The 12803-nt window shown below is 67.5% G+C and carries 16 protein-coding genes; 6 read left to right on the top strand and 10 right to left on the bottom strand.

What is annotated here, in order from left to right; translation table 11 throughout:
• Positions 1–181 precede the first annotated feature (181 nt).
• The 3 genes from PSR1_RS03485 to PSR1_RS03495 are packed head-to-tail and all read right to left on the bottom strand — an operon-like array spanning position 182 to position 1786.
• Positions 182–652: a hypothetical protein gene (locus PSR1_RS03485; RefSeq protein WP_059436248.1), complete on the bottom strand. Its 471-nt coding sequence runs from the start codon at positions 650–652 to the stop codon at positions 182–184.
• A gap of 1 nt (position 653) precedes the next feature.
• The gene (locus PSR1_RS03490; RefSeq protein WP_059436249.1) at positions 654–1340 is read right to left on the bottom strand and encodes a hypothetical protein; all 687 of its coding nucleotides are present in this window, start codon (positions 1338–1340) and stop codon (positions 654–656) included.
• A gap of 5 nt (positions 1341–1345) precedes the next feature.
• Positions 1346–1786, bottom strand: coding sequence for a hypothetical protein (locus PSR1_RS03495; RefSeq protein ID WP_059436250.1), 441 nt, complete (start codon positions 1784–1786; stop codon positions 1346–1348).
• A 1367-nt stretch (positions 1787–3153) separates the two neighbouring features.
• Here PSR1_RS03495 and PSR1_RS03500 point away from each other — a divergent pair.
• Positions 3154–3657, top strand: coding sequence for a hypothetical protein (locus tag PSR1_RS03500; RefSeq protein WP_059436251.1), 504 nt, complete (start codon positions 3154–3156; stop codon positions 3655–3657).
• Here the strand turns inward: PSR1_RS03500 and PSR1_RS03505 are convergent.
• On the bottom strand, positions 3654–4541 hold the full coding sequence (locus tag PSR1_RS03505) for an AbiJ-NTD4 domain-containing protein (protein WP_160308999.1): 888 nt from the start codon (positions 4539–4541) through the stop codon (positions 3654–3656). The two genes, PSR1_RS03500 and PSR1_RS03505, sit on opposite strands and share 4 nt — an antisense overlap.
• Positions 4541–5566, bottom strand: coding sequence for a hypothetical protein (locus PSR1_RS03510; protein ID WP_059436253.1), 1026 nt, complete (start codon positions 5564–5566; stop codon positions 4541–4543). Before PSR1_RS03510 ends, PSR1_RS03505 begins: the two co-directional genes overlap by 1 nt.
• 237 nt (positions 5567–5803) lie before the next feature.
• Here PSR1_RS03510 and PSR1_RS03515 point away from each other — a divergent pair, with 237 nt between their 5' ends.
• The gene (locus PSR1_RS03515; protein ID WP_059436254.1) at positions 5804–6043 is read left to right on the top strand and encodes a DUF2188 domain-containing protein; all 240 of its coding nucleotides are present in this window, start codon (positions 5804–5806) and stop codon (positions 6041–6043) included.
• A gap of 4 nt (positions 6044–6047) precedes the next feature.
• Complete coding sequence (locus PSR1_RS03520; protein WP_059436255.1) at positions 6048–6317, top strand: hypothetical protein; 270 nt, start codon at positions 6048–6050, stop codon at positions 6315–6317.
• A gap of 123 nt (positions 6318–6440) precedes the next feature.
• On the opposite strand, the gene PSR1_RS03525 is transcribed toward PSR1_RS03520, so the two are convergent.
• Entirely contained in the window at positions 6441–7649 is a 1209-nt protein-coding gene (locus tag PSR1_RS03525; protein ID WP_059436256.1) for a site-specific integrase, read from the bottom strand.
• A gap of 624 nt (positions 7650–8273) precedes the next feature.
• Here PSR1_RS03525 and PSR1_RS23725 point away from each other — a divergent pair.
• Entirely contained in the window at positions 8274–8522 is a 249-nt protein-coding gene (locus PSR1_RS23725; RefSeq protein WP_152643290.1) for a hypothetical protein, read from the top strand.
• A gap of 8 nt (positions 8523–8530) precedes the next feature.
• Here PSR1_RS23725 and PSR1_RS03535 read toward each other — a convergent pair whose 3' ends face one another.
• Together PSR1_RS03535 and PSR1_RS03540 are read right to left on the bottom strand one after the other, a co-directional pair.
• A complete protein-coding gene (locus PSR1_RS03535) occupies positions 8531–8866 on the bottom strand; it encodes a hypothetical protein (RefSeq protein ID WP_059436258.1) in 336 nt (111 codons plus the stop codon).
• Positions 8867–9071: 205 nt separating this feature from the next.
• Positions 9072–9974, bottom strand: coding sequence for a LysR family transcriptional regulator ArgP (locus tag PSR1_RS03540; RefSeq protein WP_059436259.1), 903 nt, complete (start codon positions 9972–9974; stop codon positions 9072–9074).
• Positions 9975–10083: 109 nt separating this feature from the next.
• Here PSR1_RS03540 and PSR1_RS03545 point away from each other — a divergent pair, with 109 nt between their 5' ends.
• Positions 10084–10692, top strand: coding sequence for a LysE/ArgO family amino acid transporter (locus PSR1_RS03545; protein ID WP_059436260.1), 609 nt, complete (start codon positions 10084–10086; stop codon positions 10690–10692).
• A 54-nt stretch (positions 10693–10746) separates the two neighbouring features.
• On the opposite strand, the gene PSR1_RS03550 is transcribed toward PSR1_RS03545, so the two are convergent.
• Positions 10747–11199, bottom strand: a complete 453-nt coding sequence (locus PSR1_RS03550; protein ID WP_082100123.1) for a DMP19 family protein — start codon at positions 11197–11199, stop codon at positions 10747–10749.
• Between the two features lie 219 nt (positions 11200–11418).
• Positions 11419–11877, bottom strand: coding sequence for a DUF305 domain-containing protein (locus PSR1_RS24375; RefSeq protein ID WP_059436262.1), 459 nt, complete (start codon positions 11875–11877; stop codon positions 11419–11421).
• 291 nt (positions 11878–12168) lie between these two features.
• Here PSR1_RS24375 and PSR1_RS03560 point away from each other — a divergent pair, with 291 nt between their 5' ends.
• Positions 12169–12690, top strand: coding sequence for an NAD(P)H-dependent oxidoreductase (locus PSR1_RS03560; RefSeq protein ID WP_059436263.1), 522 nt, complete (start codon positions 12169–12171; stop codon positions 12688–12690).
• Positions 12691–12803 lie beyond the last annotated feature (113 nt).

Here is a 12803-nt window from a genome sequence, read left to right on the forward strand (position 1 = left end):
CCACCAGATCGCGGTCGTCAACTGCGAGGTCGCCTGGGAGATGGTTCAGCGGTACGGGACGGGGATACCTACCCACTGAACGGCCCCACGGGCACCCCCACCACACCTCGCCAAACCGTGCCTGGCACGTTTTCCGGGGAGGGGTCGGGGGTTGGTAAGGGGTACCGGCGAAGCCCGTGTTTTAACCGCGGATCACTGGGAGGCGCCGGTCCAGGAACGTCCGCGTTTCGGCGTCGAGGTCCCAGAGCGGCGCGAACAACACCGGATACGTGGCGAGGTCGAGCGTCGGCGCTTGGCGCTCCATGACGCTCTGCAACGGCTCGCCCCGATCCGTCAGGCCCAGGATGGCGCCCTCGAATCGGCCTTGGTTGAAACTCCAGACGATGTGCCGAAGACGTCCCGCCCTGCGGCCCTGCGACTGCGGCGTGCTCTGCGTGCAGAGCGGCAGGTTCGGGATGACCTGCTGCTCCGGTATCCACAGGGGCAGGTGCTCTGTGGCGAAGGTCTGGCTCGGAGCCAGAGCCAGATCGAGCGGAACGAAGATGGCGTACGGCCCCTTGATGATGCGATCGCCGAGGGGAGACGTGCAGTCTCGCGACGACGCGACCACCCACTCGGCGAACGTCGCGAGCCGTTCCTGCGCCAGCGTCACGTCAGACCTCCACGCGCTTGTTGGCCTGGTTCGCCATCTCCGGGTTGTAGAAGAAGAGCGTGACCTTGCTGATCGCCTTGTCGTACTTCGGCGCCAGCTCGTCGAGATCGTGAGCGGCGCTGATCATCCCGTAGATCGCTGGACGACGCGCCTCCAGAGCATCGAGGCGGAGCGTCTCGTGCGTGGACTTCGGCAGGCCCGTAAGGAACGTCGGCGAGTGATAAACCACCGATGCGAGATCATCGTTCTCCGCCATCGCCTTGCGGATCGTCTCCAGCCCGTCCGGCTGCCTCGCTTGCTCTCGCAGCCAGGTGCGGACCTCAGTGTGGAGACCGGCACGGTCCGGCTTCGGCCCGAACTCGCATTCGGCGGCGCGGAGTGCATCGGCCCTGAGCTGATTCGCGCGGGCTTCGATGGCGGACTTGGCCTTGCGCAGCTTGTCGGTCACCTCACCGGCAACCTTCTTCGCGGCCTCGTGCTTCGCCACATCGGTACGCGTCGGGTCGGCCACGAGCGCGGCCACCTTCCGCGCACCTTCGCGCAGCGCCATGTGGGCGTGAACGATCTCCGGTCCCACCGCCGAACCGATCTTCGTCGGATCGCCGAGCATCGCCTTGGTACCCGACTCGAGAACTGCGAGGTCGATGAAGTGCTCCGCATCCGGGCTGCCAACGAGGTACTTCGCCATGACCGTCACTCCTTTGCTTGTGCCTTCAGTAGGTGCTGCGCAGGTGACGCCGCCTCTTCCCACTCGTTCATCGTTCCGATCGGAACCACCATGACCCCGCCGCCGAGCGCGCCGGACGCGCCGGCCCGCTTCAAGGCCTCGATCTGCTCCTGTCGCTGCTCGGCGAGCACCTTCGTGGCGGCGATACGGGCGGCGCTCTCGATCATGCCGACCACGTCCTTGCCCTCCTCGGGCGTGAGCTCGCCCTCGAGCACCGCGCGGAGCAGGGCGTCCATCGACGATTCGTTGGACCGGCGGGCCAGCCCATGCAGCGGACGGCCCTTCCGCACGGGCGCGATACGGTCCATGACCAGCTTCAGCGCAGTGGGATCGCCGGCCTTCGCGAGCGCGATGCAACGGCGGCCAATCTGCTCGGCCTCCCCCTCGAACATGGCTTCGATGGCCACAGTGGCCTTGTTCTTCGAGCCTTTCGGACGGCCGCCCCCGCCCTTCACGAACCGACCCGTCGCCGGATCATGCGTGGGCTTCGCGCGTTCCTCGCCAGAAGGACCAGCAGCAGGAGACACCGGCACCGGAGGAGATTCGGCACCTCCTGCTGCTGGTGACGCCCCAGACGACCCGAGCCAGGGCGGCGTGATTGGTAGCGGAGCCATAAACACGGTGAGTGTCACACCGTGAAAACGTAGACGCCTAACGGTCACCCGATCCTTGTTGATCCCCAGGGATCGGTCCGGGATCACGCTCGGTGAGCTAGGCTAGAGGACCCAAGAATTGGCACGCGGACATGCCGCGCCCCCCGGGGGTCGAATGGAGGGGTGCACCCCCCGGTCCGGGTCGCCGAGTGACTGATAGTTAATCAGTGTGCCCGACGGCGAAGGGCGTGTGCCGTCAACGACTTGGGCAGCCGCGGCAGCGCTGGGGTGGCTTGTCGGGGTGACGTACAGGCACGACACTACGGTCGTGGACCGACCCGTCGAACCGCTCGACCGGCTCGCGAGAGCATCTCGTGCCACCCCAGCTACGGCGACGCCGATTGGTGTCCACAGATTGGGCTGACGTCGGGCACCGCGAACTTGAGCTAGGGGCCAACAGTACGCGTTCGGTGCGCTTGCTGGCACGAGGTCTGGGCGTCCGGCACCTGTCTCCTGGACCACTTCAGTCCGCGCTGAACCCGATCTAACGGGCTCTTCATCACGCCGAGTAGGTAGGAACCTCAACCGCTCTTCCTACCTAGCTTCCCTACCCACTCGAAGATGACTCACCCCTAATGAATACAGTAGTTTATGTATAGAGTAGGTAGGAAGGTAGGAAGGGTAGGTAGTACCAGTATGGCTTTTGTTTGATCTACTTGCGTCTAGACCGCGCTATCTGTTTACCCTACCCACCCTTCCTACCTGCCTACCCAGAGCGCAGATAACCCACCACGGCTACACGGGAATCTACCATTCCCCGAGGTCCCTACCCGCCACCCACCCGGTCCCTACCTAATCCTCCCTGCGAAACTCACAGCGCAATCATCGGACCCGAGATCGCCTTACGACAACAGGAGCCAAAGAACACGAGTGGCGTGACACTACGGTCAACGGTTGAGGAGGAATGGCCCTCCCAGCCGGACCGGAGTAGCGCGCAATGTCCCGTGTGGACTTCAAGTCGGGTGACACGCAGGTCGGGACGTTCGACGAGTTCTCCGGCGACTTCGATTTCGACTCGATGGATGAGGTGGAGGCCATCGGGGCGCTCGAGGTCGGGCAGTCCTTCACGGCGTGGGACCAGTACGCGCAACCTGGACCCGCATCTCGTAGCGGAGGCTCACATGACGACGAAGACCTACGAACTCAGGGCATCGGCGGTTCGCGCGGCGAAGAAGGCTGGACACAAGGAGGGCGATTACGAAGTAGTCCAGGTCTGGGAGAGCGCGGGCAAGAGCCACTGGGAGTGGACGCCGAAGGAGCCGCCTGCGACGTCACCTTTGGACAACGCTCCCGCAAGCGCGGCGACCCCGCCGGCCGAGGCGCCCAAGCTCGTTGTCCAGGACTACGCCGACCAGCCGAAGTCGCCACCTGTGGCCACCACGCCCGCGGCGACCCCGCCCGCCTCCCCTGCCCCAGCAAAGCCCGAGGTTGCCAAGCCCAGCAAGTCCACGGTCGAGAAGCCGACCAAGGCGGTATGGGCCATGGCAGACGAGATGCGGAAGGCTAACCCGCAGGCCACGCGCAAGGAGATCGTGGACGAGTGCATCCGGCGCGGGATCGCCTTCTACACGGCGCGGACGCAGTACCAGCGATGGGCGAAGAGCAAGAAGCCTACGAACGCTTAGACAAGCCCTGCTGTCCGGGCCCTGCCGATGAGGTAGCTCACGAACGAAGCGCAGGTACCGAACATGAACTGCGCATCGGCAAGGTCCGCGTTTGCCTCATTCCCGAGCTGGGCATGGCGAATCCCCTTCTCGTCGTTCGTATAGCTGTAGAGCTTTTCCAAGGCGGTCGCGAAGGCCGGATGCATCGGGATCTTGGTCTTCAAGCGACCGAGCGCAGAGGTCAACGTCGCATTGGGCGACTCCGCAAGAACCTTACAGACGGACTCTACCGCGTGAATACTCTCGCGGATGCTGCCCGCTTCCTTCCCGGGTTGGCCAAGGTAGACGCCGGCGTCGTGGAGGTGTTTCCTCGCCCCTGCGAACCTATCGCTGCCAAGATCCAAGAAAGCCTGCCTGACGACTTGCCCCTCTTCCTCCGTCGCCATCGGGATCACGCTGGGCCCGGGATCAACCAACCGATACGGAACCGAATACGCTTCGAATACGCTGTTGAACTCATCCGCCAGCGAAGGATCGATCAGGAAGTCCTCACGGGAAAAGAACTCTATGAGCGAGAGCACCCTGTCGAACTGCGCGTTGAAGCATGTGCTCTTAATGTCGGCTATGACGTCTGACCAAGAAGGCTCAAATTCATCCGCGGGCCTCTGGTAGAAGTGCACATGCTGCTTCCGCAGGATCGATAGCCATGGGTCCCGAAGCCTTCGTCGGACGGCCCCGGACGTCAGGTACGTCACTGTCGTTGACGAAGTCAGATGCTCAACCAGGACCGCAAAGAGCGCATTTCGAACCGCCTGTGGCAGCTCGCCAAGGCGCAGTGGCGCTGGCAGCGGCTCATGCCCATATGCCTGAGAGAACGTCAATCTTTCGCGGGGAGGACTCGCCATTAGCTAGTTGGACCGGTCATCTTCAGGGCGGGAACGCCTACGTTGATCATCGACATACCCCCGGAGTCAACTCCGTCTCCCTTGGCGAACCCCGTGGACTGGGAATCGAAGATGCACTCAGCCGCCTTCGTCAGGATGATGTCACTATTCGCACCTGCACTCGCGGCCTTGACTAGCGCACCATAAGTGACAAGCCCGTTCTGACGATGCTTGTTGACCACAGCGTTGTGACGATGCGCCGTGTAGTTGCGCGCGGCCAGAACCAGCAGGAAGGCAATGGTCACGAACACCAAGGCCTTGCTGACCGCGAGTTGGGCCGTTTCGTAGACCCCCTGGGGCGCGAGCCACGGAATCTTGTGGATGAAGAACGTGGACACGGCGTACCCGAGCAACACGATCGTGAGTCCGACAGTGCGGTTCAACCACGTTGTCGCCAACTTGTCGTGAGCCTCCGCCTCATCTTTGAAGTAAATCGCCTGCTGCGACACACCGTGTTCGCCAGCGACCTTCCGAATCTCTTTGAGGGTTTCGTCCGCGTCAGCCTTCCGCTTCGCCATCTCGGCCTCGAGTTCCGCGACGCGATCCTTCATGCTTTGGATCGTCGCACGCGCCTCGCGCTCGAGTCGATCGAAGTCTGATGAGCGACGAAGCGAGTACGCGATCACGGGGTTCAGCGCCGTCCAGGCGTGGTCGTAGGCCGTCCGGACCTGCGCTACGAACTGGTCCCGGGCCTGCTTCGGACTCCCTACCTCAAGGGTGAACTTCAGGATTTGATCGAAGTAGCTAAAGATCGAATCAGCTTGGCTCCTGACCGCATTCGCATGTGCGATGGGCAGGTCGTCGATCGCGTCGAGCGAGATCAGCGACACCAAGTTGATCAGGCGCTGCGCCGGGGCAACCACATCCTGGAAATTGAGGCTTCCCAGTTCGCCCGCTCGCGTCAGTGTCGATGCGTCGAACGACTGAAGGCGCTCAACGGACTTTCGTGCTTCGACGATCTCGGCCAGTCGCGGGAGGTCAGCCATGCCGGGCATCGTCCCACACAGGTCTGACACGCTGGGTCTGGGGTCCGGGAACTCGGCTTCTGGTCGCCCACATCGCGGAGTGACTCTTCTCCTTAAGAACTTCGAGTGCTTGCATCGCTCGCCCGTAAGTCCGCGTGAACTGAGGGTGATCCCGCGAGTTCGCTCCAGCCTGAACGTGCGGCACGTACGGCAATGTCAGACCCCTGGCGCACAACCAAGCGCGAAAGGAGGCCACTCATGGCCAGGAGCGGCAAGGGCGGTACGAGCGGCGCGGTCCACACCGTGCCGAGCGGTTCGGGTTGGGCGAACAAGCAGAACGGGAAGGTCCTCAGCGAGCACCACAAGAAGGCGAACGCTGAAGAGGCTGGGCGGAAGCAGGCGATCCAGCGCGAGACCGAGCACGTCATCCACAAGAAGGACGGTGAGATCGGCGAGCGGAACAGCTACGGGAACGACCCGCCGGAGCGGAAGGGCTAGCGCGATGGCCGCTGTCGTCACGTACGACGTCGACGCGAGGCACGTCGAGGTCAAGAACGCGATGAAGGAGAAGGGCTACTCCGACTTCTGGACGCACAACGGGCAATCCTACAACCTGCCCAACACCACGCTCTACAAGCCGACAGCGACCGCCGCTACCGCACTCGCCGACATCAAGGCGGTCGCGGCAGCGTACCGGGTTCGCTTGGAACGGGCACTCGCCCTCGACGTGGGCAACTGGGACGCGATCCCTGGCGACCCGCACGCGCGGTAGCGGCGGTATGGCGGGGGCCCCCCGGCCGCGCCTGACTGCGAATTCCGCGCTTTGGTGGGTTTTCGGGAGGGGGTACGTGTCCCAGGTACCCCCACCGTGAAGCCGTGGCTGTCCGTGCCGCCGTTACACTGAGGCATCCGCGGTCTGGACGACCTCGAGCCCGGTCGTCAGCCGCGCGACGTGCGCCGCCCACTTCTGAACCGCCTCCATCGCCTCCGCGTCGTACATGAAGCGGTTGTAGACGGAGCTCGTCACGTCCGACTTCTGCGGCACGTGCGCGAGGATGCGATCGATGACCTCGCGGCGGTAGCCCAGCATCGCGACGCCTGTGGCCATCGTCCGACGCAGGTCGTGGAACCGCCATTCGGCCACGCGTTCGCGGAGTTCCTCGGACATGAGCTTGTCTAGGCGCTCCTTGGCCTTCCCCCACCCCGAGATCGGCGTCTTCCCATTCGTGGTGAACACGTAGACGCCGAGCTTCGGCATGGAGTCGACGATCGCCTTGGCGGCGGCGGAAAGCGGCGCCCGGAAGTCGCGCCCGTTCTTCATCCGCGAGCCGGGCATGGCGGCCCAGTTGCCGTCCAACTCGTCCCACCGCAGGAACCCCGCCTCGTTCCGGCGTACACCCGTCAGCAGCAGGAACCGCGTGGCGGGGCCGAACGGGAACCCGAGCCGCAGGGTCGCTTTCCACAGGGCTACCAGTTCGGCGTCGGACAGGATGCGCTCGCGCGGGTGGAGGTCCACAGGCGGCGGGATGCCCGTGACTGGGTTGGCATCCACGACCTCGCGGACGAGGAGCCAGCTGAACATCTTGGAGAGATGGAGCCGCAACTGGTTCGCCTGGAAAGGCGTATCGCTTGCCACGTCCTCGATGAGTTCCACCACGTCTCGCCGCCGGATCTCCTTCACCGGCCGATCGCCCCAGACCGGAACCGCGAGCCGGTCGAGCACGCGCTCCGTCTCCTTCCACGTCTTGTTCTTCGGCTTCGCATACTTCTCGATGAAGTCCTTTTTGCAGGCGGTGAACCCGTTGAGCGCCTGCTCCCTCTCCGCTTCCTTCCGGTCGGAGACCGGGTCCTCGCCACGCTGGACCGCCGCCCTCGCGTCGCGGGCGCGCTCTCTCGCGAGCTTGAGCGTGACGCCCGGGAAGGCGCCGAGCGTCAGCCGACGAGGATCGCCCTTGACGCGGTACGTGAACGACCAACTCTTCACGCCGGAAGCGGACACCCGGAGGACGAGGCCGGGCACCTCGGCGTCGTAGACCTCGAGGCGGCCGGTTGCGGGGGTGGCGAGTTTCTCAACGGCGACGGCCGTCAGGCGGATGGATGGCATCGGCGCTCCCTTGCTGGCGCCGGACGGTAGCAACATTGTGCACGCTCGCACAATGAAGCCGAATCCGGTCACCACTATACAGCGCACCCACAAAGTAGCCGTACGACCGCCGGCTGCGCTTAGGCGCCGACGGCATCGTGACGACTCCTGGGGGTGTGTATAGGGGTGAAATCATGGCTGTTCTTGTGTGTTGTCTTGTTACACACAATGTACGCCGCCGGTTAGTGGTTCACCAAAGATTTCAATGGGTCGGCCGTTGCGTATGTGATGCCGTGTTATTTGGCGATAACCATTGGCGTACAATTCGTAATCAGCAGGTCCCCAGTTCAAGTCTGGGTGTCGGCTCTCAGCATTTGCTGAGCAGATCCAGCCAGTTAAGGGCCCGTTCGACCGAACGTCGAGCGGGCCTTCTTCTAATTACGGTACGCACCGAAGGGCACCCAGCCGGCTCTGGCGCCCGGCGGCCGCGACGGTCGTCCGACTCTGCAGAGAGCGACGAGTCACGACTTCAAGACGTCGCGGCCTGCCGAAGGTGGGCCGGCGCGGAGTCACCGCCCCGAAATCGTGCGATCACGCTCTGCGGCAGCGGAACCGGACCGCAACGCACTCGTCGCGAACCTCCAGGTGCTCGGACTGCTCGGCATGCAGACCTGCCCCGCGGATGCCGCAGAGCAACGAGAGGCGGTCGAGCGCGCGTTCCGTGAGATCCAAGCGATCACTGAGCGTGCGGATGCGGCGAACGCCCGCGTCGGCGCAATGATGTGCGCCGACCTCGACGCTCTCGGAGTGGTGAACGTGGTCGTGCCGAAGAACGACGGCCACGCCAACCGGCTCCTTCTGCCTCCGGCTCCCCCGCCGAACGGCTCCGTGTGACCGGCGACCTAGAACAACGCGCCGACGACGACCGGAATCACGATCCCGAGCACGACCGCCACCACGAACATCCTCCGGCGGTACGCAGCGACGTTCTTGGGCTTTGCGAGCCCCTCGACCCGAGCGATCAGCTCGTAGCAGACGTTCGCGATGAGCCCGTAGAACGCGATGACGAGCAAGTAGACGCCGGCCCCGCCCCCGCGAAGGCCGATCCGATCGCCACACCCGAGCCCGGCCTCGAAGACGACGACCAGGAGCGCGTAGATGGCGATGACCAGCAATGTGAACCGAGGTTGCCGATCGTTCCACCACGTGCTTCCGGAGTCCGCTCCCCGCTCTTCCATCGCCGAAGTGTACCGGAGTGCTTTCCGCGAAGTCAGAGCTCGAACCGTGCAGCAGTCGTCCCGACGGGACCGCGGTACACCCTTACGCGGACCCGCGGCTGCTCGCGCCTCGCCTCAGTCTGGCGCCAGGCACGAAGCGCTGCTGCCCCGCCGCCCGGGCGGCGACCGCTTCACGAACCGTTGAACGGCGCCTGCAACTCCGCCCCTATCCCCTGCCCAACCCCTCCCTCGCCTCCGCCACGACCGCCCGCGTGAGCCGCTCCAGAGCCGGCGGCGCGAGCCGCGCGTGCTGCCAGTGCAGCGGAACGTCGATCGACGTTCCCGGGACCAGCTCCACCAGCCGCCCCGCCGCGAGGTGCGGCAGCGCGAGGTGCTCCGGGTTCATTCCCCAGGCCAGGCCGGTGAGCGTGGCGTCGAGGAAGGCCTGCGTCGCGGGGAGCACGTGCGCGGGCGGGTCGAGCTCGCGGCGGCAGACCTTCCGGATCCAGCGGCGCTGCAGCGCGTCCTTGGGGCCGAAGCGGAGCGTGGGGGCGCGCGCCAACGTGGACGCATCGACGCCCGCGCGCAGGTGCCGGGCGACGAAGGCGGGGCTCGCGGTCGCGACGTAGCGCAGCCGCCCGAGCGCCACGCTCCGGCACCCGGGCACGGGCTCGGCCCGCGCGGCGACGGCCGCCAGCACCTGGCCGGTGCGGAGCCACTCGGCGGTGTGCGCCTCGTCGTCGAGAGCGACGTCGAGGAGCGTCCCGTCCTCCGCCGCGAAGCGGGCCATGACCGCGGGGAACCACGTCGCCAGGCTGTCGGCGTTGACGGCGACCCGCAGCACCGCCGCGGCCCCGGGCTCGTCCCCGGCGGCGACGCCGGGCAACACGCCGCGCAGCTCGCGCTCGAGGAGCCCCACCTGCTCCACGTGGCGGCAGAGGCGGCGGCCGGTCGGCGTGGCCGCGCAGGGACGGCCGCGCACGACGAGCGTCGAGCCGACCCGCTCCTCCAGCAGCTTCACACGCTGCGACACGGCGGACGGCGTGAGGTGCAGCGCCCTCGCGGCGCCCTCGAAGCTGCCCTCGCGGTCCACCGCGGCGATCGCCTCGAGCAACGGGTAGTCCAGCACGGGAGCCTCCTCGCTGCGCACGGCGTGGCCGGCCCGGCCTTAGCGACGCTTAACCATCTGCAGCACTCTTCACTGTACCTGAATCCACTCGCGCCGCATGTTGCCGCGCATGAACGCCTCTCTGCTGGCGGGCTTCGGCCTCCAGGCCTCCCTCATCGTCGCGGTCGGCCCGCAGAACGCGTTCGTGCTGCGACAGGGGCTCCGCCGCGAGCACGTCTGGCCAGTGGTGCTGCTCTGCACGGCCGCCGACGCGCTGCTCATGATCTCCGGCGTGGCCGGCGTGAGCGCCGCGGTGCAGGCTCACCCCGCGGCCGTCGCGCTCGTCACCTGGGGCGGCGTGGCCGCGCTGGCGCTCTATGGCCTCCGCGCGCTTCGCCGGGCCACGCGCCGGGACGCGCTCGCGCCCGCCGGCGGCGCGCCGCTCTCCCGGCGCGCGGCGCTCGCCCAGGGCGCCTCCTTCACCTTCCTCAACCCGCACGTCTACCTCGACACGGTCCTGCTCGTGGGCACACAGGCGGTGGCCCAGCCGGCGGGCGGGACGCCGTGGTTCCTCGGCGGCGCCGCGGCGGCGAGCGCGGCGTGGTTCGGCGGGCTGGGGCTCGCGGCCCACGCGCTCGCGCCACTCCTGGCCCGCCCCGTCGCATGGCGGGCCCTCGACCTCGCCACAGGCCTCACCCTGTGCGCGTTCGCGGCGCGGCTGGCGCTCTGGGCGGGCTGACGGCAGTGATCGATTGGCCCGCGGACGTTTGCCCCTCGACCGGCTCCGCCGCCCTCACCGCGCGAACGCCTCCCGGTGCGCACGGCAGTGTCGTTCCATGAGCTCGGCGAGCGGCTCGGGGTACGCGTAGAACTCGGTATCGAGCGCGTCCAGCGTCGCTTCGACCTCGGGCTCCCACCTGTCCATCTGCTCCCAGCGCGCCGCTCGCGACGGCGCGGGGCCCTGACGACCGAAGACCGCCAGCGCCCGCCGCACGATGGCGGCCGTCTTGCCGGCGCCGATCAGCTCCAGGCCCGCCAGCGCACCGCGGGCCCGGTCGCCCGACGAGTTGAAGAAGTACTGATCGAAGCCACCGTTGTTCACCTCGGCCTCGAGCGCCCAGACGTCGAGGAGCGCTGCCTCGCTCGGGCTCAGCTCGTCGAATCCGACGCGGTCTGCGCTCAGGGACGTTCGCTCCGCCAGGGCGCCGAGGAAGTCTTCACCTCGAAGTCGGAAGATGTCGTCCAGCGACCTGGGCGGCGGCCGCGCCGCTTTCGAGCCCTTCGCGGTCGCGGCGCGAGCCCGGTCGCCGCCGAGCGGTGCTCGACCATGCCCAGCAACCCGACCCCGAACGCAATCGCGAGCACGACCCCAGCTGTCCGGCGCATGCGGCCTCCCGCACCGAGCGTGTTGGGTCGGGACGCCCGCGTCAAGCTCGCCCGCGGTGGGAGCGGGGCCGCGTCCGGCTCAGCGTCCCTTCCGCTCCAGCTCCTCGACGAGCGCCTTCATCTCGCCGATCTCGCGCCGCTGCGACTCGATGATCTCATCCGCGAGCTTCCGGACGCGCGGGTCGGTGATCCGCGCGCGCTCGCTCGTCAGGATCGCGATCGAGTGGTGCGGGATCATGGCCTTCACCCAGGAGACGTCCTCGACGGTCGCCTGGGAGCGGACGAGGTAGAGCGCGAGGCCGAACACGGCGACGGCGAACGCCACGATCGCCGCGTTCCACGCCGTCTTCCCGTACATGCCCCTCATGAACGCGAGCATCACGACCGCCATCGCCGCGCCCATGATCAGCGCCATGTAGGTGCGGGTCTCGCTGAAGTAGACGTGGTCCGGCTCGTACGTGTTCAGGTACATGAGCGCCAGCATGACCACCGTCGAGGTGGCGATCATGGCGGCGAACCTGCCATAGCTCCCCTTCATCCACGCTCCCCCGCGAACCCCTGCCGCAGTCGCCCCGACGCGGCCGCTGCCCGCGCCTCGCTTCAGTCTGGACACGGGGTGAGTTGCGCTGCCTGCCCCGCCGCCGGGGCGGCGCCTGGTTCACGGCCTGTCGATCCGTCCTCCTCGCGGCACATGGCGGTCATCGGCGGATCGACGCGGCGTCATCCCGCCGCCGGCCTTCGGGCCACCCCGCACGACCGGGCCCCCTGCCCGCTCGCGACCCCACCGTGCCGGCCCCGCGGCGCGAGACTGGCGCGGGAGGGGACCACCATGGATCGCCCGAAGGTGCTCGTCGCCTACTACTCGCGCTCGGGGCACACCCGGCGGATCGCGCGCGCGATCGCGGCCGCGCTGGAGGCGGACCTCGAGCCGCTGCACGATCCGACCGACCGGGCCGGCGTGCTCGGGTTCCTCCGCAGCGGCGCGGAGGCGCTCTCGGGCGTGCTCGTGCCGCTCCAGCATCCGCGCCACGACCCGGCGACCTACGACGCGGTGGTGGTCGCGACGCCGGTCTGGGCCTACTCGGTGAGCTCGCCGGTGCGGACGTACCTCTGGCTCGAGCGGGAGCGGCTTCCCCCGGTGGCGTTCGCGGCCACGATGGGCGGCCACGGGGCGGACCGCGCCTTCGCGCAGATGGCTTCGGTCGCGGGCCGGGCGCCGATCGCCACGCTCGCGGTCACCGAGCGCGTCGCCGCCGGCGCCGCGCCGCGACAGGAGATCGCCCGCCTCGCGACCGCGGTCCTGGTGCGGGCGCGCAGGCCCTCCCGCCGCCGCAGGGCGCGTGCCGCCTGACGCGCCAGCGCCGGAGCGGTGCGCGCGGCGCCCCGAGGTCGAGGCGGCCGCGAGCGCGCCGCCCGGGCGCCCGGGCGCTGCGCCGGAGCCCGCCTGGCGCGGCGCCATCTGGC

Source organism: Anaeromyxobacter sp. PSR-1 (genome assembly GCF_000964525.1).
GTDB lineage: Bacteria > Myxococcota > Myxococcia > Myxococcales > Anaeromyxobacteraceae > Anaeromyxobacter.